Annotated in this window: 14 protein-coding genes; 11 read left to right on the top strand and 3 right to left on the bottom strand. The window is 67.4% G+C overall.

Annotation, left to right across the window (positions count from 1 at the left end; translation table 11 throughout):
• Nucleotides 1–121: 121 nt before the first annotated feature.
• The gene (gene mbfA / locus A1351_RS19230; protein ID WP_064033709.1) at nucleotides 122–1,093 is read left to right on the top strand and encodes an iron exporter MbfA; all 972 of its coding nucleotides are present in this window, start codon (nucleotides 122–124) and stop codon (nucleotides 1,091–1,093) included.
• 9 nt (nucleotides 1,094–1,102) lie between these two features.
• A complete protein-coding gene (locus A1351_RS19225; protein WP_064033708.1) occupies nucleotides 1,103–1,984 on the top strand; it encodes a metallophosphoesterase in 882 nt (293 codons plus the stop codon).
• Between the two features lie 4 nt (nucleotides 1,985–1,988).
• On the opposite strand, the gene A1351_RS19220 is transcribed toward A1351_RS19225, so the two are convergent.
• Nucleotides 1,989–2,729 (bottom strand): hypothetical protein, encoded by a 741-nt coding sequence (locus A1351_RS19220; RefSeq protein ID WP_245267309.1) that lies wholly within the window; start codon nucleotides 2,727–2,729, stop codon nucleotides 1,989–1,991.
• 456 nt (nucleotides 2,730–3,185) lie between these two features.
• Between A1351_RS19220 and A1351_RS19210 the strand changes: the two genes are divergently transcribed.
• From A1351_RS19210 to mobA, 3 genes are all read left to right on the top strand, one after another.
• Nucleotides 3,186–8,630: a GH36-type glycosyl hydrolase domain-containing protein gene (locus tag A1351_RS19210; RefSeq protein ID WP_064033706.1), complete on the top strand. Its 5,445-nt coding sequence runs from the start codon at nucleotides 3,186–3,188 to the stop codon at nucleotides 8,628–8,630.
• Between the two features lie 125 nt (nucleotides 8,631–8,755).
• Nucleotides 8,756–9,625 carry a hypothetical protein gene (locus tag A1351_RS19205; RefSeq protein ID WP_024879942.1) on the top strand — a complete coding sequence of 290 codons (870 nt, stop codon included), beginning with the start codon at nucleotides 8,756–8,758 and terminating at the stop codon, nucleotides 9,623–9,625.
• Between the two features lie 24 nt (nucleotides 9,626–9,649).
• Nucleotides 9,650–10,276 carry a molybdenum cofactor guanylyltransferase MobA gene (gene mobA / locus A1351_RS19200; protein WP_064033705.1) on the top strand — a complete coding sequence of 209 codons (627 nt, stop codon included), beginning with the start codon at nucleotides 9,650–9,652 and terminating at the stop codon, nucleotides 10,274–10,276.
• A gap of 69 nt (nucleotides 10,277–10,345) precedes the next feature.
• On the opposite strand, the gene A1351_RS19195 is transcribed toward mobA, so the two are convergent.
• Together A1351_RS19195 and A1351_RS19190 are read right to left on the bottom strand one after the other, a co-directional pair.
• Nucleotides 10,346–11,377, bottom strand: coding sequence for a cysteine synthase A (locus A1351_RS19195; RefSeq protein ID WP_064033704.1), 1,032 nt, complete (start codon nucleotides 11,375–11,377; stop codon nucleotides 10,346–10,348).
• 69 nt (nucleotides 11,378–11,446) lie between these two features.
• Nucleotides 11,447–12,328 (bottom strand): aldose epimerase, encoded by an 882-nt coding sequence (locus A1351_RS19190; protein WP_024879945.1) that lies wholly within the window; start codon nucleotides 12,326–12,328, stop codon nucleotides 11,447–11,449.
• A gap of 184 nt (nucleotides 12,329–12,512) precedes the next feature.
• Between A1351_RS19190 and recJ the strand changes: the two genes are divergently transcribed.
• The 6 genes from recJ to A1351_RS19160 all read left to right on the top strand — a co-directional run.
• Entirely contained in the window at nucleotides 12,513–14,333 is a 1,821-nt protein-coding gene (recJ, locus tag A1351_RS19185) for a single-stranded-DNA-specific exonuclease RecJ (protein WP_198029884.1), read from the top strand.
• 309 nt (nucleotides 14,334–14,642) lie between these two features.
• A complete protein-coding gene (locus tag A1351_RS19180) occupies nucleotides 14,643–15,653 on the top strand; it encodes a septal ring lytic transglycosylase RlpA family protein (protein WP_024879947.1) in 1,011 nt (336 codons plus the stop codon).
• 138 nt (nucleotides 15,654–15,791) lie between these two features.
• Nucleotides 15,792–16,994, top strand: a complete 1,203-nt coding sequence (locus A1351_RS19175; protein ID WP_024879948.1) for a D-alanyl-D-alanine carboxypeptidase family protein — start codon at nucleotides 15,792–15,794, stop codon at nucleotides 16,992–16,994.
• Nucleotides 16,991–17,710 carry a dTMP kinase gene (tmk, locus tag A1351_RS19170; RefSeq protein ID WP_026598653.1) on the top strand — a complete coding sequence of 240 codons (720 nt, stop codon included), beginning with the start codon at nucleotides 16,991–16,993 and terminating at the stop codon, nucleotides 17,708–17,710. Before A1351_RS19175 ends, tmk begins: the two co-directional genes overlap by 4 nt.
• On the top strand, nucleotides 17,707–18,780 hold the full coding sequence (locus tag A1351_RS19165; RefSeq protein WP_064033703.1) for a DNA polymerase III subunit delta': 1,074 nt from the start codon (nucleotides 17,707–17,709) through the stop codon (nucleotides 18,778–18,780). The genes tmk and A1351_RS19165 overlap by 4 nt, the downstream gene beginning before the upstream one ends.
• A gap of 9 nt (nucleotides 18,781–18,789) precedes the next feature.
• Nucleotides 18,790–19,291, top strand: a 502-nt coding sequence (locus A1351_RS19160) for a DNA-deoxyinosine glycosylase (RefSeq protein WP_064033702.1), incomplete at its 3' end; no start/stop codon positions are given.

Genomic DNA, 19,291 nt, shown 5'->3' with positions numbered 1-19,291 from the left:
CCGTCGGTTCAAATATCTGGCGTTCCATGGTTCGACACTCTAGAACCGCTCCAAATCGTCGCCGGCGCGACGCCGAGAGCTAACTAGCGCCGCCGTTCCGCCGCGCGCAAGGAGCGCCAGATTGAAATCCTTTAGCGACCTCACGGAACGTGAAATTCTCGCCGTCGCCATCGCCTCCGAGGAGGAGGACGGCCGCATCTATCAGAGCTTCGCCGAAGACCTCTCCGAGCGCTATCCTTCTTCCGCCCAGGTCTTCGAGGAGATGGCCGAGCAGGAGGCCGCCCATCGCCATGCGCTGCTCAACCTCTATCAGAAGCGTTTCGGCCCCAATCTTCCGCCCATCCGGCGCGAGGATGTGAAGGGCTTTCTGCGCCGCCGGCCGATCTGGCTGACCCGCAATCTCTCGCTCGAGACGATCCGCAAGGAAGCGGAGGTCATGGAATATGAGAGCGCGCTCTTCTATCAGCGCGCGGCGGAACGGGCGACCGACGTCGGCGTGCGTAAGCTGCTCGGCGATCTCGCCGCGGCGGAGCAGGGGCATGAGACGCTCGCCATGCGTCTCGGCTCGCAAATCCTCACGCCCGGCGCGAAAAAGGAGGAGGATCTCGCCTATCGGCGTTTCTTCATCCTGCAATATGTGCAGCCGGGCCTCGCCGGGCTCATGGACGGCTCGGTCTCGACTCTGGCGCCGCTGTTCGCCGCCGCCTTCGCCACCCATAATAATTGGGAGACCTTTCTCGTCGGCCTCGCCGCCTCCATCGGCGCCGGCATCAGCATGGGCTTCGCCGAGGCGCTCTCGGACGATGGCTCGCTGACCGGCCGTGGCTCGCCGATCCTGCGGGGAAGCGTCTGCGGGCTGATGACGACGCTCGGCGGCCTCGGCCATACGCTGCCTTATCTCGTGCCGGATGCGATCCCCGACAGCTTCGCCATAGCGACGACCATCGCCGGCGCGGTCGTCTTCTTCGAGCTGTGGGCGATCGCCTTCATCCGCGCGCGCTATATGGACACGCCTTTCCTGCAGGCGGTGTTTCAGATCGTGCTCGGCGGCGCGATCGTGCTCGCGGCCGGCATACTCATCGGCGGCGCGTGAGGCTAGCCAATGGCGTTTCTGCTCGCTCATCTCTCCGACGCCCATATCGGGCCGATCCCGCGGCCGAGCCTGCGCGAGCTCGCCGGCAAGCGGCTCACCGGCTACGCCAATTGGATCAATAAGCGGGCGGAGGCGCATGACATGGGTCTGCTCGGCCGGCTCGTCGCGGATATGGAAGCGCAAAAGCCCGACCATGTCGTGATGACCGGCGATATCGTCAATATCGGGCTCGACGCCGAGATAGAGGCGGCGCGGCTCTGGCTCTCGGGCCTCGGCAGCCCGGAGCATGTGAGCTTCACCCCCGGCAATCACGACGCCTATGTTCCCGCCGCCGTGCCCCGTATCGCCGAGACCTTCGCGCCTTGGACGACATCGGAGGAGGGCGCCGGCTTCCCCTATCTGCGGCGGCGCGGCGGGGTGGCGCTCATCGGTCTCGATTCGGCCGTGCCGACGGCGCCTTTCGTGGCCTCCGGTCGGCTCGGCGCCGAGCAGCGCGAGAAATTGGCGGCGCTGCTCGACAAGACCAAGGCCGAAGGGCTGGCGCGGGTCGTGCTGCTGCATCATCCGCCGCATCGCGGCGGCGCCAAGCTTTTGCGCGGTCTCGATGACGCCGCCGAGCTGGAGGCGATCATCGCCCGTCACGGCGCCGAGCTGATCCTGCACGGCCATAATCACAAGATCAGCCTGCATCGCCTGCCCGGCGCGCATGGGGAGACGCCGGTCATCGGCGTGGCCTCCGCCTCGGCCAAGGCGGGCGCGCATTATCCTCGCGCCGCTTATAATCTCTATTCCATCGAGCGCGAGGCCGACAAAATCTCCATCGCCGCCCGCTCTCGCGGATTGGGCGCGGACGGCGAGACGATAGAGGAGTTGGACGCGCTCGCTCTTTGAAGCCTCAACGCGGCAAATAGGGGATGGCGTGAACGCCGAGCTGCCACAGCAGAAAGAAGAACGCCGCCGCGCCCGCGCCCTGCGCCAGGAACAAAACCGCACGATAGAGCTTTTCGCCGATTCCGCCCGGGCGGGGCAGGACGGGCAGGCTCGCCTTGGGGGCCGCCAGCTGCTTTTTCTTCGCCGCCTCCTCGGTGAAGGCGCGGGCGCCGCCTTGTCCGGCGAAATCGAAAGCCAGCGCTTTTTCCCGCTCTATCAGCCGATGCGCCATATATTCGGTGATCGCCTCCACCACCGTCGCGATATTTTCGCTTTCGCCTATGGTGACGCGGCCGTTGCGCGTGTCCTGCAGGAAACGATAGGTGCGGCGGTCGCGGCCCATCTCGACGAAGCCGACATGATCGATGAAGAGCCGCGGCCGATCGCCATGTGAGACGCCTATGTCGAAGAGATCGCAATCCTTCGGCGCCTGGGCGAGGACGGGCTCCAAATGGTCCCGCAAAATCTCGAGCCGGGCGATCTCGGCGTCGCGAAGATCGGCGAGAACGCCCGAGCGCTCGGCGTTGGCGAGCCGCGCCCGCCGCATCGCGCCGGTCAGATTGGCGACGCGGGTCTCCTTGGTCTCAACGGCCAGCGCGCGCTGGCCGGAGCCCCGCTCGCCGGGCCGCCTGTCCGTCACCAGCGCCGTCGGGGCGGGCGCATCGCCCGTCGTCGCCGGCTGGCCCTCCCTTTTGGATTCGTCCATCTCACTCATTCGCACGAAAGACCGCATGGCCATCTCATTCATTATACCTTCTCGCGACCGAGTTTCGACCGGAAAGAGCCGCTCACAGCGAAGCTTCGGCCGGGGCTTCGCTCTCATGTAACGAGCCATTATCGGAGGCGAGCGCGTCCTGGTTAGACCGCAAAGGCGGATAAAGCATGGCCGTCGTTACGAACGCGCCAATAGGATATCGGGAATAATACTGATAATTCGACACGAATATTAGACGGCGGCGCCTGTGTTCTGACGATGTTCCTTGCGAGGCGTCTCTCTGGCCGCGACAGTCGCAGCGGCCGCGTCGACGGCCGAGCTTGCGGAAGAGTCGACATTTGCGCCGCCATCCGGCAAATCTCCGGCCGACGAGAGCGGGCGCCCGCAGATTCGCGCGCAGGAGGAGGCCACAGCCCGCTGCTGGCCGCGCGCAAGCTGGAGACCCCTATGGCGCCTCATGAAGCCGGCCTGCCGACGGCAGGCGCGCGATTTGGGCGGGTCGCATTCGGCGCGATCTGCTCGCTCGTTTCGGCCATGGAGGCGGGCGGCGGCCGCGAGCATATGCTCGTCGCCGGCTTTTTCGCCGCGACGGCGCTGCTCCTTTTGCGGCCGGCGCAGGGGCGCATCCGCCAGGGCGTCGATTTCGCCATTGATTTTGCCGCCATAGGCGCGCTGGCCTTGCTCTGCGATCCAGCGGGCGTGCTCTGGCGCGCTCCAGAGACGCTTTCGAGCCTCTTCACGCTGACGCCGATCGGCGCGGGCTCCGCGGTCGGCCTCTATCTCCTCGGCGTCGCCATCCTGCCCGGCTCGCCTTTCGCGCTGCGCGGGGCGCTGTTCCTCCTGCCCTTCCTGTTCTGCCTTCTGGTCGCGCTCGGCTCGCGGGTCATCGGCGAATTGGGCGGGCTGCTCTTCCTCGGCCTCGAAGTTCCGCAGACGGCGCGCGTCATCGCGGCGCGGACGATCATCGTTTTTCTCTTGAACGAGGCCGTCATCATCGGCGCGCCGCTGGCGCTCGGCCGCTATCTGCCGCAGCAATGGCGCCCGCATGGCGTGCTGATCCTCGCCGCTCTGATCGCCGCCGTCACGCCGGAGATCGCCAGCCTCGGCGCGCATCCCCATGTCGCCTTGCTGCCGGCGCCGGTCGCGATCGTGATCGCCGCGCTGCTCGCCGCAGCCGCCCAGGCCGGCCTTTGGGGGGAGACCTATCTCGTCACCCAGGCTATGGCGGGAATGCTGCGCGGGACGCCGTCTCTGCCCGTCATCGTGCTCAACGATTGGAAGACGGGCGCCGCCAAGGGCGCCGTCTATGGCTTCGTCTTCATGGCGCTGCTGCTGGTCGCCGGGCTCATCGTGAGCTTCCCTCCGGCGCTCGGACTCGTCGTCGCTGCCGGGCCGGTCGGCGGCGCGCTGATCGGCGCGGGAATTTTTCCGCTGCTGCGCGCCATCGTCGAAAGCACGGATTCGACGCCGCCCTTCTATGCCCGGCTGCGGCACGAATATAAGCGGACCGCCAATTTCCCGCGCGGCCTCGTCGCCGGCGCGGCGGTCGGTCTCGCGCTGCTCTTCGGCCTGCCGGGCGAGGACGGCGGCGCGCGCTTCCTCTTCGGCGCCGGGGCGGGTCTTCTCGCCTATGCGGGCGTCGACATGGGCTTCGACCTCTATGCTCTGCAGCAGAAACGCCGCCAGCATTTGCGCAGCTGGCGCGTCTATGCGCTGGGCGCGTTGCTGGGCGGCCTCGTCGGCGGCGCCGTCGCCTGGTATCTCGACGCCGGCCAGCTCGAGACGATCGCCAAGAAATTCTTCGCCTATATCTCGCTGAGCTACGCCGCCGACGGAAGGCCGGTCGCCGATTATGTGATCCGCCCGCTCTTCTCCAAATGGGGCGCGACAAATCTCGGCTTCGTCGATGGCGGCGTTCGCCTCTTCTTCGACGAGTCGCTGTCGGGCGTCATTCAATGGGTGTTCGCCGCGCCCTTGTTCTCGATCAATCTCTTCTTCCTGACGGCGCTGGTGCGCCGCAGCCTCGCGCCTTTGCGCCAGCTCGCGAGCTGGGAAGGTCTCGACATGCTGGTCGAGAACGCCGTGCGCGTGCTGCGCTGGGGCCTGTGGATGGCGCCAGTCATCTATTCCTTCCTGAAGGCTTCGCCCGATCCCGCTTGGTACAATCAGGACGGTCTCATCCGCACCGGCGTCGCCATATGGATGAATCACGCGCTGCCGGACCAGGATTTCCGCGCCTGGAGCCTCGACATCTTCACGGCTCTGCTCGCCTATGACGCCATCCGCGTGCTGATCTGGTTCGACCATATGGGTCTGCGCGTCGCGACGCTGGTGAATCTCTCCTTCGTGGGCGGCGATGTCGCCGACGAGAAGGCCGCGCGCTTCATCGGCAAGGCGCAGAAAAGCCGCGCCATACCGGAAGGCCTGCGCCGCTTCGCGACCTGGGCGCCGCTGCTGCTGCCCTTCTACATCCCACGCGGCGCGGAATGGGATCAGGCCTGGGGCGCCGCCGAGCGCATGGCGCATCTGCGGCCGCCGTCCTATTCCTATCTCATGGGCGGCTATATGGCCTATGCGGGCGCGCTCTCCATCGCGCTCGTGATCTTCCTGCTGATACAGCTCGCCAAGGCCGGCAAGCTGCCGCTGGAAGGCATTACCGGCGCTGGCGGCGCGCCCGGCTCCAAGCCCTTCGAGCTGACCAATGGCCTCGTCACCAGCCAATGGTTCGAGGATGGGCAAGGCGCGATGCGCGTCGAGGGCGTCGCGCGCGGCGGGCCGCCGATCGACCTAACCCGCCGGCCGGACGATCACGCCCATCCGCGCGGACGCTTTCTGTTCTTCCGCGAGGAGGGTCGCGATCTCTGGTCGCTGGGCTCCGCGCCGACCTGCGCGCGCTGCGAGAAGGTGTCGCTGGAGAGCGAGGGCTGCACTTTCCTCTATTTCCTGATGGAGCAGGGCGGCTTCGCCATAGAGGCGAAGATCGCGCTCGCGCCCGACGAGGCGGTGGAGATCACGCGGCTGCGCCTCGTCGATCTCGAGCAGCGCCCGCGCAAGATCACGCTCGCGACGCTTCGCGAATGGGTGCTCAACGAGACCGGCGTCGAGCAGCGCGACGCCGCCTATAACGCCATTCACATCGGCACATGGTTCGTCGGCGGTCTCAACGCGATCATCGCGCAGAACCGCCTGCTGAAGGGCGGCGCGCGCCGCGACGTCGATCGGCGCCTGTCGCCCGAGGTCGGCTTCCATGCGATCGGCGCCAGCGAAGGAACGCGGCTTCGCCTCATCGGCTATGAGGATGTGAAGGCGCGCTTCTACGGCCTCGGCGCCGCCGGCGCGCCGGACAGTCTCCGAGACGGGGACAAGCCGCGCGATCCGTCCGACGAAGGCCTGCTGTTCGGCTTCGAGCCGATCGCGAGCCTGCGCGCTGAGCTGGATATTGCGGCCGGCGGTGCGGCGGAGATCATCATCGTCGACGGCTGGGCGCGCGACATTGGCGCGGCGACGCGCACGATCGCCAAGCATCTCTCCCGCGACTTCGATTTCGCGAGCGTGGAAACGGCGCTGGCGCGCAAGCGCGCGCTGCTGCACCCACCAGCGCCGACCGAGCATCGCTACGCCTTCGCCGAGGACGGCCGCAGCCTGACGCTACGCCCCGACACGCCGCGGCTCTACGCTCATGTGATCGCCAATGCAGTGGGGCAGGGCGCCGTGCTCGGCAATCATGGCGATATTTATTCCTTCCACGGCAATTCGCGGCTCAATAGCCTCACGCCCTTCCGCATGGGCGAGGGCCGCATGACGCCGGCGGGCCAGGCCATCTATGTCTATGATCTCGCCCGGCAGGACGCGCATTCGGCGACCTTCGCCCCGCTGCGCCGGCGCGACGCCGAGCATTCCGTCGAATATGGCCTCGGCTATGCGATCTATCGCTCGAGCCGCGACGATCTCGATCTGGAGCTGACCGTCTTCGTCCCGCCGGACCAGCCGGTCGAAATCAAGCTGCTGCGCATCATCAACCGGCGCGATCACGAGCGCCTGCTGCAGATCACGCCAGCGATGGAGATCGTCCTCGCAGAGACGCCGAACGAAAGCCTCGGCCGTGTCGAGGCGGTCGCGGGCGAGAATGACCGCGCGCTCTATTTCCGCAATCCCGATAATAATTTCGTCCAGGGCTGGGCCTTCGTCTCCACCTCGGTTCCGGCGGAATTCGCCGAGACCTCGCGGCGGCGCTTCCTCGGCCATGAGAGCCGCGATCCGGCGCTTCCCTATATGGTCGAGCACGGCCATCCGGACGCCGGCGCGCCGGAGCATCAGCGCAAGGTCGCGAGCTTCTCCGGCGCGATCGACGTTCCCGCCAATGGCGAGTCGCTCGTCGTCGTCTCCATGGGGCAGACGCCGACGCTCGAAAGCTCCAAGATACTCGCCGCCCTCGCCAGCGACCCGGCCTATGCCGCGCGCGCGCTGGAAGAGACCAAGCGCGATTGGGAGCAGCGCCTCGGCGTGCTGCGGGTGAAGACCAATCGGCCGGAGCTCGACCGGCTGGTGAACGACTGGCTGCCCTATCAGCTGCTCGTCTCGCGGCTTTGGGGTCGTTCCGGCCCGGCGCAGCGCTCGGGAGCGACCGGCTATCGCGATCAGCTACAGGATGTGCTGCCGCTCATTCATCTCGCGCCGGAGCTGGCCCGTGCGCAGATATTGAAGCACGCCGCGCATCAGTTCATCGAGGGCGACGCCGTCAAATGGTGGCATGACGCGCCGGACGGCGGCTGCGGCATCGCCGACCGCACCCACGCCTCCGACCCGCATCTGTGGCTGCCCTATCTGACGATCCGCTATGTGAAGGGAACGGGCGACGACGCCATTCTCGACGCGATCGAGCCTTTCCTCGAGGCCGAGCTGACGCCACCCGACCGGGAAGGAAACGCCAGCGTCCCGTTGACCTCGCGCGACAAGGACAGCCTGCTCGGCCATTGCGCGCGGGCGATCGACTATTCGCTGGATCGCTTCGGCGCCCATGGCCTGCCGCTGATGGGCACGGGCGATTGGGACGACGGCCTCAATCTGCTCGGCGCGCAAGGGCGCGGCGAGAGCGTCTGGGTCGGCTTCTTCCTGCATGGAATTCTGGCCGATATCGCGCCTTTGTTCGAGGCGCGCGGCGACGCCGAAAGGGCGGCCCGCTATCGAGCGCGCGCCGAGGCGCTGCGCGCCGCGCTCGATTCCTGCTGGCGCGGCGACCGCTTCCTGCGCGCCTATGCGGACGATGGCAGCGAGGTGGCGCCGATGAGCGCCATGACCGCCTCCTGGCCGATCCTCTCCGGCGCGGTGGATTTTTCGCGCGGCAAGGAGACGCTCGACAATGCGCTGGCGGCGCTCGCGCGGCCGGATCGCATATTGCTGGTGGCGCCCTTCTTCGACGAGAACTCGCGTCCCTATCCGGGCCGCAGCGCCGAATATCCGCCGGGCGTGCGTGAGAATGGCGGCCAATATTCGCATGGCGTCTCCTGGCTCGTGGACGCGCTGACTCGCCTCGCGCTGCAGGCCGCCGAGCGCGGCGATCGCGCCGAGGCCGATGCGCTTTTCGCACGCGCGTGGGACGCATGGTTCGCCATCTCGCCATTGTCACGCCTCACGACGCCAGAGCAGGCCGATATCTACGGCCTCGCGCCGCATCAGCAGCCGGCCGACGTCTATGAGGGCGAGGGCTATGAGGGCCGCGGCGGCTGGAGCTGGTACACGGGCGCCGCCGCGCGCATGCTGTCCGCCGCCTATGGGCTTTTGGGGCTGGAGATGAGCGACGGCGAGCTGCGCCTGCGTCCCGACGCCTTCGAGGCCAAGGGCGATCTGAAGCTCGAGAGCGTGAGCTGGCGCGGAAAGACATTCTCGGCCTGATGCGCAGTGGTTCACCATGAATCGGCGCGCGGAGCGGGCGCCGCTTGTGGACAAAGTGATTTCAATTTAGCTTTTCGTAGCTCGAACTGCGCCTTGCGCTCGAGCGTCGATGCGGCGTTTCCTTCATGCGTTTTTCATGGGCGCGTTTCTGCTGCTGCGCTGCGGCGCTGTCGTTTCTGCATTCGACGACGTGCCGCGCCGGCGCATTTCTACAAAAGCCGGGCGAGGGGATCGTCATCCTCTCGACCAGCTTCGCCGACGCCCATAAGGCCTATGACTCGCGCGGCAAGCTCGTCGCCGCGCCCTCCTATGCAAAATTCGAGACGCAGGCCTATGTCGAATATGGCCTCATCGACGAGATCACCTTCGTCGCAGAGTCGAGCTATATGCGCTTTCGCGGCTCGGGCGAGCAGCGCCAGCTCGAGCAATTGCAATATCTGACGGCCGAAGCGATCGCAGGCGCGCCGCTCTATCTGCCGCCCGGCCTCGGCGGCGGCGCGCGCTACGAGGGGCTCGGCGCTGGCTGGATCGGCGCCCGTCTGCGGCTGCTCGAATGGGGGGCGACCATTCTCTCCGTGCAAGGGAGCCTGCGCGCCGCGACGCCCGCCGCGCAAACCTATCTCGACATGAAGCGGCGATTGCAGGAGGATGTGCGTCTGCAATTGGGCTGGCCAATCGAGATTTTCGGTCTTTCCGGCTTCAGCGACATGCAGCTCGGCTATCGCTCTCTCGGCCAGAGCGGCGATGAGATACGCGGCGAGATGACCTTCGGTCTGCGGCCGTTCGACGGCGTGCTGCTGCTGGCGCAGAGCTTTCTATCCGTTTCCCCTTGGAATGGCTCCGCGCCCTTCATGTCCTCGCAAAAGGCTCAAGTGAGCGCGGTTTACGACCTCACCCGCGAGGTCGCCGTGCAGCTCGGCGTTCGCGCCTCGCTGCGCGGCGTCAATGATTCCGCCGAGCGCGGTCTGCTCGGCGCCCTATGGTATAGGTTCTGAGGCGGGCCGCTGGGCGAGGGGAAGATGACACGCTGTTTCGGACTCATTCTGGCCGGCGGCCAGGCGCGGCGCATGGGCGGCGTCGCCAAGCCGCTGATATCCGTCGGCGGCGCGCCGATCCTCGAGCATGTCGTGCGCCGGCTCGCGCCGCAATGCGCGCGACTCGCGCTCAATGCCAATGGCGATCCGGCGCGCTACGCCGCCTTCCATCTGCCGATCGTGCCGGACGAGGTGGAGGGGTTTGCAGGGCCGCTCGCCGGCGTGCTCGCCGGGCTCGATCATGTCGCCGCGCATTTACCGGATATTCCACTCATGCTGAGCGTTCCGGCGGATACGCCTTTCGTTCCGCTCGATCTCGCCCAGCGTCTCGCCAGCGGGCGCGCGGAGGCGAAGGCGGAGATCGCCGTCGCCACATCCGGCGATCGCGTGCATCACGCCGTCGCTCTATGGCCGGTCGCGCTGCGCGAGGAACTGCGCCATGCGCTGGTGAAAGAGGATTTGCGCAAAGTCTCGGGCTTCATCGAGCGCTACGCCAATACGCAGGTCGAGTGGAGCGATACGCCCTATGATCCGTTCTTCAACGTCAACCGGCCGGAGGATATAGAGCAGGCCGAGCGTATCGCGGCCGGCCTTGAGACTGCGCGGTCATAAGGGATTGTCGCAGGCGGAAAATCGTCGGCGCAGAGCGAATCTTATGGCTTACAAAGCGCGCGCGCCTCGTCACACGAACCCCGGATCGATCGTCCCCGTCCGCTCGAGCCAAGCCGGCGTCGGCAGATTCTGTCCGCGCAGGAAATCGAGATTGTAGAGCTTGGAGGCGTAGCGCGTGCCGAGATCGGCGAGGATGGTCACGATCGTATGGCCCGGCCCGAGTTCCTTGGCGAGGCGGATCGCGCCCGCCACATTGACGCCCGAGGAGCCGCCGAGAAGCAGGCCTTCATTCTCGGCGAGATCGAAGAGAATGGGCAGCGCCTCAGTGTCCGGGATCTGATAGGCGAGATCGATCGGCGCGCCCTCGAGATTGGCGGTGATGCGCCCTTGGCCGATGCCCTCGGTGATGGAGGAGCCCGAGGCCTTCAGCTCGCCGGTCGTGTAATAGGAATAGAGCGCCGCGCCGAGCGGGTCGGCGATGGCGATTTTCACGGAGGGCTTGCGCTCCTTCAGCGCAATGCCGATGCCGGCGAGCGTGCCGCCCGTGCCCACCGCGCAGACGAAACCGTCGATCTCGCCCTCGGTCTCGGCGAAAATCTCCGGCCCGGTGCCGCGAATATGGGCGTCGCGATTGGCCACATTGTCGAATTGATTGGCCCAGATCGCCCCCTCTAGCGTCTCTTTGGCTAGCCGCTCGGCGAGGCGGCCGGAGAGCTTCACATAATTATTGGGATTGGCGTAGGGGACGGCCGGCACCTCGACCAGCTGCGCGCCTTGAAGGCGCAGCGTGTCCTTCTTCTCCTGGCTCTGCGTCTGCGGGATCACGATGACGGTGCGAAAGCCCATTGCATTGGCGACCAGCGCGAGGCCGATGCCGGTATTTCCGGCCGTGCCCTCGACGATGGTTCCGCCCGGCTTCAGCGAGCCTTCCGCTATGGCGGCCTGGACGATGGAGAGCGCGGCGCGATCCTTCACCGAGCCGCCCGGATTCATGAATTCCGCCTTGCCGAGAATGCGGCAGCCCGTGGCCTTGGACGCCGCCTTCAATTCGATGAGCGGAGTATTGCCGATCGCTTCGATGACATTGGCGGCGAATTTCATGTCGGACCCGTCCTTTACGCGCGAATAATCCGCGCTAGCCGATAGAGTGTGAGGAAGCAAGGATTATTCCTATTCGCTCGCCCGCCGTCTCTCCAAGCGGAATGTAGCGGCATGGGTCGCCCGCTCGCCCGGCGCGAGGATTCGCATGGACGGCTTCTCATAGAGATCGCCTGAAAAATCTTCGGGGTCGCCGTGGCCGGTCCAGGCCTCTATGCAGAGGAAAGGGGCCGGAGGTCGCGCCCATAGCGCGATATGAGGAAAATCCTCGAGCTCGACGCAAAGCGCGAGCCCGTCGCCATTGTCGTAAAGGAGACGCCGGCTCGCCGCGTGCAGGAAGCACAGCGCCTCCTGCTCGAGAAGCGCGGCGGAAAGCGGAAGCCGCCGCTCCTCCAGTGGGACGGCGCGGCGGCGGGCGGAGAATAGCCCGCCCGGCGCGATGACCGGGACCTCGCCGCTCTCTTCTGTCTCGAAATGGATCGCATGCGGCTCCGCCGAGCCGTCCAATGGCCAGCGGAACCCCGGATGCAACCCGCAGGCGTAGGGTAGGGGTCGGGCGTCCCGATTGGCGGCGGCGAGGGAGACGCGCAGCTCACCCGGCCGCAGCGCGAAATGCGCCTCGAGGCGGAAGGCGAAGGGAAAAAGCGCGCGGCTCTCCTCGTCCTCCTCGAGGCTCAAAGAAACCGCCGCCTCCGACCGCTCCACCAGAGTGAAGCGCTTGTGGCGCGCGAAACCATGCAGGCCGAGCGGAAAACGGGCGCCGTCGACGCGGATTCCGTCCCGCGTCCAGCCCACCACCGGAAACAGCAGCGGCGCCGTCTGCGGCCAGACATCCGGCTGCGGCTCCCAGACGAGATCGACGCCGCCGGCGCGCCAGGAGACCAGCTCGGCGCCGAGCAGAGAGATTTCGGCCGTATCGCCGGAGCCGGCCGTGAGGCGAATCGTTTCGGTCATGCGCCGATCGTAGCGAGCGCGACCCTGGCCGGGGAGGGCGCAGCCGCCTTTGCGCGAGGGGGAGACCGGAACTGCGAGGGAAACAACGTAAAGACGGGGGACGGCTTCTGCGCCGCATTGACCGGCCGGACCGTGGCCGCGATGCTTCTCCGACACGATTCTCGCTTCTTCGCCCGGGCCTTCGATGCTGGACAAAATCGCCGGGAGCGACCGACCGCTGTTTCTAGGGGTCGAGCGCTCGATCGCAGGCCGCGCCTGGCGCGCCCGGCTGCGCCCGCATGACGAGGCGCAGGCGGCGGCCATCGCGCAGATTCACGGCCATGGCGACGCGCTCTCGCGGGTCTTGGCGGGGCGGGGAGTGACGCAGGAGACAGCCGCCGCCTTCCTCGATCCGACGCTGCGCGCGCTCATGCCCGATCCGCTGCTGCTGCAGGATATGGAGGCCGCCGTCGATCGCCTGGCGCGGGCTGTCGAGGCGGGCGAGCAGATCGCGGTCTTCGGCGATTATGACGTGGACGGCGCCACCTCCTCCGCGCTTTTCGTCGAGTTTCTCGAGGCGGCCGGCTGCCCGCGGCCCTTCCTCCATATTCCCGACCGCATCCTCGAGGGCTATGGCCCCAACGCCGAGGCGATCGCCGAGCTGAGGGCGCGGGGCGCGAGCCTGCTGGTGACGCTAGATTGCGGCACGACCAGCCATGCCGCGCTCGCCTCGGCCCGCGCCTCGGGGCTCGACGTCATCGTCATCGATCATCATCAGGCGCCGGAGGTCCTGCCGGACGCCATCGTCGTCAATCCCAATCGGGCGGACGATCTCTCCGGCCTCGGCCATCTCTGCGCGGCCGGCGTCGCCTTTCTCGCCCTCGCGGCGCTGGCCCGCGAGCTGCGCCGGCGCGGACATTGGACCGACGCGCGGCCGCAGCCCGATCTGCTCGCCGGACTCGATCTCGTCGCTCTGGCGACGATCGCCGATGTCGCCCGGCTGCATGGCCTCAATCGCGCCTTTGTGGTGAAGGGCCTCGCCGTCATGCGCGGCCGCGCGCGCATCGGCCTTTCGGCGCTGCTGGACGCCGCCCGGGTGGACGGACCGCCGCGCGCCTATCACCTCGGCTTCGTGCTGGGGCCGCGCATAAACGCCGGCGGCCGCATCGGCGACGCAGCGCTGGGCGCGCGTCTGCTGACCTTGCGTGATCCCGTCGAGGCAGCGCGCATCGCCGCCGAGCTCGACCGGCTGAACGTCGAACGGCAGGCGCTGGAGAAGGCCACTCTGGAGGAGGCGGAGGCCGAGGCGGACCGCCAGCTCATGCGCTCCAATCGCCTTTCCTGCCTCGTGGTCGCCGGCGAAGGATGGCATCCCGGCATTGTCGGAATCGTCGCCTCGAGGCTAAAGGACAAGTTTAAGATTCCGGCCTTTGTCATTGCGAAGACGGGGGAAATTTGCTCAGGCTCAGGTAGAGGCTCGAGTGGCGTCGATCTCGGCCGCACGGTGCGGCTGGCCGTCGAGGAGGGCCTGCTGCAAAAGGGCGGCGGCCATGCGATGGCGGCCGGCGTCACGGTCGCGAGCGAGCGAATCGACGCCTTCCGCACCTTTATGAACGACGCGCTGGAGGAGGATGTCGAGCGCGCCCGCGACGCCGATGCGCTGCTCGTCGATGGCGCGCTGACGGCGCGCGGCGCGAGCGTCGAATTCATCCGCGCGCTCGAGCGGGCAGGACCTTTCGGCGCCGGCAATCCAGAGCCGCTCTTCGTCCTGCCGGATCAGCGCATCGTCGATGCAGGAGTGGTCGGCTCCGCCCATGTGCGGGCGCGGATCCAATCCGGCGATGGAACGAGGCTCGACGCCATCGCCTTTCGCGCCGTGGGAACGCCGGTCGGCGACGCGCTGCTGGACTGCCGCGGGCGTGTGCTGCATGTCGCCGCGCGGCTGGGCGCCAATGTGTTTCGCGGCTCCGAGCGGGTGGAGACCCGCATCGTCGATCTCGCCCGGCCGGATCGCGAAACATGGTGAATGCGCGAATAATCGTGAAGATATCGGCGCATCTCACGATTCCGGCGCACGGGCGCATTGGGCGAATGTGTGGCGGACGGCGAAGCTCTCGTCGCAATTTGGTCGCAATCGCCCTTTCTCATGGCGAAGCTCGAGGATGCGGGAGAGGGAGCGCGACGCGCGTTAACTCCCGAGTAATTCGGGCGCGAGACATTGAGGCGTGCGGTCGCGCCGAAGCAGCGTGGTTTTCGGGGCTCCCGCATGCGCGGCTCCTCCTGGCCGCGCGAACGAAGCGAACCGTCCCCCATTTCGAGCGAATGCGCGCCTGACATGAGATCGAGATCGAGACTGCCGGAACTTCGCTACTCCTTCGCGCTTCTCGGCCTTTGCGCGCTCGCGGGCTGCTCGTCCGCCCCGCCGGCGGCGCACAATAAGATCGCGCGCTCGCAGGTCGACCCGCGCTATGGCGTCGCGCCGAGCCCGCGCGTTGTCGCCGATGGCGAGGAGGTGCCGCGCGGCGGCGGCTATTACATGGTCGGCAAGCCCTATCAGATCGCCGGCAAGACCTATTACCCGAGCGAGAGAGCCTATACGGCCACAGGCCTCGCCTCCTGGTACGGATCGGATTTTCACGGACGCAAGACGGCCAATGGCGAGGTGTTCGACAGCGCCTCGATCAGCGCCGCGCATCCGACCATGCCGCTGCCGAGCTATGCGCGTGTGACCAATCTGCGCAATCACCGCTCGATGATCGTGCGCGTCAATGATCGTGGCCCCTATCATGGCGGCCGCGTGATGGATGTCTCGCAACGCGTCGCCGAGGCGCTGGAATTCTATCGCGTCGGCACGGCGCGGGTGAAGGTCGATTTCGTCGGCCGCGCCGCGCTTCAGGGCTCGGACGACGCCAAGCTGCTGGCGACGCTGCGCGAGGACGGCCGCCCCGCGACTCTGCCGGGCGGGGCGCCGATCATGGTGGCGACCAATCTGCGCGAGACGCCGAGCCGCGTCGCGCGGCTCGAGCGCTCCGAGGAGACGCCGCAGACGGAACGCGCGTCCTCCGCCCGTGCCGAGGCGCGCGAGGAGGAGAGCGCATCACGGGCGGAAGCGCAGAGCGTAGCGCGCGAGGAGAGGGCGATTTCTCGCGCCGAAGCGCGCGAGGTCCAGAGCCCGCGCCGGGCCGAGGCGCGCGCTATCGAGAAGGAGCCGGTCTCCACCATTCCGACGCCGATCTCTGCCAAGGCGCAGGCCATGGCCAAGAGCGCGCCGCTGCCGCCCTCGCGGCCTTTCGATCTCGGAACGGCGTCGCCGCGCAATCTGCGCTTGCGGCAAGCGCTCAATTAACCTCGACGGCGCTCTGGACGGCCGCGCGCCGCGCGAGGCCGTTGCTTTCTGCGGCCCAACGCGCCACATTTCAGCGGAACTCATTGCGTGAGGCCGTCGACGCGCTTCGACGGCGTATCGAACGAAGGCGAAAGACGCGTGCCTGTCTCCCTTCCCAAAACCCTCGCCAAATCCCTCGCCCGCTTCGGCTTCGTCCTGGCGGCCTCCTTCATCGCGCCGACGGCGGCTTTCGCCGAAGGCTTCCAGACCACCGCGCCGCGCGCCATTCTGGTGGACGCCGGCACCCATACGGTGCTGCTGGAGAAAGCCGCCGACGAATATGTGACGCCGGCCTCCACCGTGAAGATCATGACCGCGGAGGTCGTGTTCCACGAGATCGCCGAAGGACGGCTGAAGCTCGACGACGAATTCACCGTTTCCGAGCACGCCTGGCGGGCCGGCGGCGCGCCGGCCGGCGGCTCGGCAATGTTCCTCGCCGTCAACAGCAAGGTGCGGGTCGAGGATCTGATCCGCGGCCTGGTGATCGATTCCGGCAATGACGCCGCGATCACGCTCGCCGAAGGCGTCGCCGGATCGGAGGAGGCTTTCGTCGGCCGCATGAACAAGCGGGCGTCCGAGCTCGGCCTCACCCGGTCGATCTTCGGCAATCCCTGGGGCCAGGCCGGGCCGGACCAGAAGGTGACGCCGCGCGAGATGGTCCAGCTCTCCGCGCATATCATCAAGACCTATCCGGACCTCTATCGCTATTTCGGCGAGAAGGAGTTCACCTGGAACAAGATCAAGCAGCAGAACCGCAATCCGCTGCTCACCATGAGCATTGGCGCGGATGGGCTGAAGACCGGCAATATCGACGATTCCGGCTTCGGCATGGTCGGCTCCGCCGTGCAGGACGATCGCCGCCTCATCGTGGCCGTCTATGGGCTGCGCACGGCCAAGGACCGCGCCGAGGAGGCGCGCAAGATCCTGCAATGGGGCTTCCGCAATTTCGAGGAGAAATCGCTGTTCAAGGCCAATGAGACCGTCGGTTCGGCGCAGGTCTACGGCGGAACCGCCGGCTCGGTGCCGCTGAGCGCGTCGAGCGACATCAAGGTGCTGCTACAGCGCGGCGGCTCGGAGAAGCTCACCGGCAAGATCGTCTATGAGGGACCGCTGATCGCGCCGGTCGAGGCGGGGACCAAGGTCGCCAAGCTCGAGATCCGCCGCGGCTCGACCGTCGTGCTCGAGCAGCCGCTCGAGGCCGCCGAGACGGTCGACAAGGGCTCGCTCCCGAGCCGCGCCTTCGACGCGGCCTATGAATATGCGGCCGGCGCCATTCACAACAAGCTGTCGAAGAAGCAATGAGCGCAGAGCCGCCGCTCGGCCCGGCGCGTGGGCAGGACAAGGGCCGCGCCGGCAAGTTCATAACGCTGGAGGGCGGCGAGGGGGCCGGCAAGTCGACGCAGATGCGCCGCCTGCAGGAGCGCCTCGCGCAGAGGGGCGTGGAGGCGATCGCGACGCGCGAGCCCGGCGGCTCGCCCCATGCCGAGGCTTTGCGAGAGGCGCTGCTCGGCGGCAAGGCGGCTTCGCTCGGCCCGCTCGGCGAGGCGATCTTGTTCTCGGCGGCGCGCATCGATCATCTCGACCGGCTGATCAAGCCGGCGCTCGCCCGCGGCGCCTGGGTGATCTGCGACCGTTTCGCCGATTCCACCCGAGCCTATCAGGGCGCGCGCGGCGGCGTCGATCCGCGGCTCATCGCTCTGCTCGAGCGCGTCGCGCTGATGGGCTCGGCTCCCGATCTGACCATCATCCTCGATCTGCCGCCCGAGATCGGCCTCGAGCGCGCGCATCGGCGCCGACCGCCGAACGAGGCGGCCGATCGTTTCGAGCGCGAGGGGCTGGAGTTTCACCTCGGCCTGCGCCAAGCCTATCTCGACATAGCCGCGAGCGAGCCCGGCCGCTGCTGCGTCGTCGATGCGCTGGCGCCGGAGCAGGAGGTGGCCGAGGCCATTTGGCATGTCGTCGAAGCGCGCTTTTTTCGGCCCGAGATCGTCATTCCCTTGAAGAGCGTGGTGGCGTGAAGCGCGACGCCGAGGCCCCGCCGGAAAGCGATCGTTTCGCCGATTTCCCGCATCCCCGCGAGACCCATGCGCTGCTCGGCCATGACGGGGCCGAGAGCGAGTTGCTCGACGCATTTCGCCGCGGCAAGCTGCCCCAGGCCATTCTCATCGGCGGGCCGGAGGGCATAGGCAAGGCGACGCTGGCCTGGCGCCTCGCGCGATTCCTGCTCGCCCATCCGGACGCCAGCGCGCCGGAGGCGGCGAGCGCGCAATCGCTTTTCGTCGCAGAGGAGAGCTTCGTCAGCCGGCGCATAGCGGCGCTGGCGCTGCCCGATCTCTTCCTGCTGCGCCGCGAGTGGAATGAGAAGACCAAGAAGCACTTCACCGAAATCCGCATCGAGGATGTTCGGCGGCTGATCCATCTCTTTCACCAGAGCTCGGGCGAGGGCGGCTGGCGCGTCGCCATCGTCGACAGCGTGGACGATCTCAACCGCTCCAGCGCCAATGCGCTGCTGAAGCTGATCGAGGAGCCGCCGGCGCGCTCGCTGTTTCTGCTCGTCGCGCATCAGCCGGGCCGGGTGCTGCCCACCATCCGCTCGCGCTGCCGAAAGCTCAATCTCACGCCCTTGGCCGAGCCGGACGTCATCGCCGCGATCCGCGCATTGGGCGCGCCCTGGAGCTCAGCGCAGCAGGAGGCTCTGGCCGGCGCCGCGGCGGGGGCGGAAGGCTCTGTGCGCGAGGCGCTGCGTCTGCTGGACGGCGACGGCGTCGCCTTCGACACGGCGCTGCGGGCGATGTTCGCGCGCCTGCCGCAAGTGGATTGGCTCGCTGTGCATTCTCTCGCCGACCGGCTCGCCGGACGCGACAATGAGCAGGCCTTTGAGACCTTCATGAGCGGGCTCTATCGCTTCCTCGATTCCACGGTGCGGACCAAGGCCGGCGAAGGCGCGAGCGCGACGAGCCTCGCCCCTTACGCGCGCGCCTGGGAGCGCATCGGCGAAGCGGCGCGCGAGACGGAAGTGTTCAATTTCGACAAGCGCGGGCTCATTCTGCAGGTATTCGCCGATCTCGAAGAAGCGGCGCGCCGATAGAGGTTTTCCTTGGACGTTATTCCGACCTCGAAAGGCTTCCCGCCGGTCTCCCGCGCCGACGCGCGCGTGCTGATCCTCGGCTCTTTGCCCGGGCAGGTCTCGCTGGCGCGCGTCCAATATTATGCGCAACCACGCAACGCCTTCTGGCCGATCATGAGGCGGCTGTTCGGCGTCGCGCCGGAACTGCCCTATGAGGAGCGGCTCGCGCGGCTGACGGAGAGGGGTGTCGCTTTGTGGGATGTCTGCGCCGAGGGGCGGCGGCCGGGCAGCCTCGACCAGAACATCGACGTCGCCAGCGTCGTCGTCAACGACATAGCCGGCTTTCTAGCGGCGCATCCGCAGACGGTCCTCGTCTGCCTCAATGGCGGCAAGGCGGGCGATCTCTATCGCCGGATGGTCGCGCCGACATTGGCCGCATCGGCGCCGCCCAGCGTGACCTTGCCTTCGACCAGCCCGGCCCATGCGGCCATGAGCTTCGATCGCAAGCTCGAACATTGGCGCGCGGCGCTCG

It is taken from the genome of Methylosinus sp. R-45379 (genome assembly GCF_001644125.1).
Lineage (GTDB): Bacteria > Pseudomonadota > Alphaproteobacteria > Rhizobiales > Beijerinckiaceae > Methylosinus.
This window is presented reverse-complemented; position numbering and strand designations above follow the sequence as displayed.

What these genes read in the sequence shown, in the direction of transcription:
- A1351_RS19225 (WP_064033708.1), top strand. Translation starts at nt 1,103, where the DNA reads ATGGCGTTTCTGCTCGCTCATCTCTCCGACGCCCATATCGGGCCGATC.
- A1351_RS19220 (WP_245267309.1), bottom strand. Translation starts at nt 2,729, where the DNA reads ATGGACGAATCCAAAAGGGAGGGCCAGCCGGCGACGACGGGCGATGCG.
- A1351_RS19210 (WP_064033706.1), top strand. Translation starts at nt 3,186, where the DNA reads ATGGCGCCTCATGAAGCCGGCCTGCCGACGGCAGGCGCGCGATTTGGG.
- A1351_RS19205 (WP_024879942.1), top strand. Translation starts at nt 8,756, where the DNA reads ATGCGTTTTTCATGGGCGCGTTTCTGCTGCTGCGCTGCGGCGCTGTCG.
- mobA (WP_064033705.1), top strand. Translation starts at nt 9,650, where the DNA reads ATGACACGCTGTTTCGGACTCATTCTGGCCGGCGGCCAGGCGCGGCGC.
- A1351_RS19195 (WP_064033704.1), bottom strand. Translation starts at nt 11,377, where the DNA reads ATGAAATTCGCCGCCAATGTCATCGAAGCGATCGGCAATACTCCGCTC.
- A1351_RS19190 (WP_024879945.1), bottom strand. Translation starts at nt 12,328, where the DNA reads ATGACCGAAACGATTCGCCTCACGGCCGGCTCCGGCGATACGGCCGAA.
- recJ (WP_198029884.1), top strand. Translation starts at nt 12,513, where the DNA reads ATGCTGGACAAAATCGCCGGGAGCGACCGACCGCTGTTTCTAGGGGTC.
- A1351_RS19180 (WP_024879947.1), top strand. Translation starts at nt 14,643, where the DNA reads ATGAGATCGAGATCGAGACTGCCGGAACTTCGCTACTCCTTCGCGCTT.
- tmk (WP_026598653.1), top strand. Translation starts at nt 16,991, where the DNA reads ATGAGCGCAGAGCCGCCGCTCGGCCCGGCGCGTGGGCAGGACAAGGGC.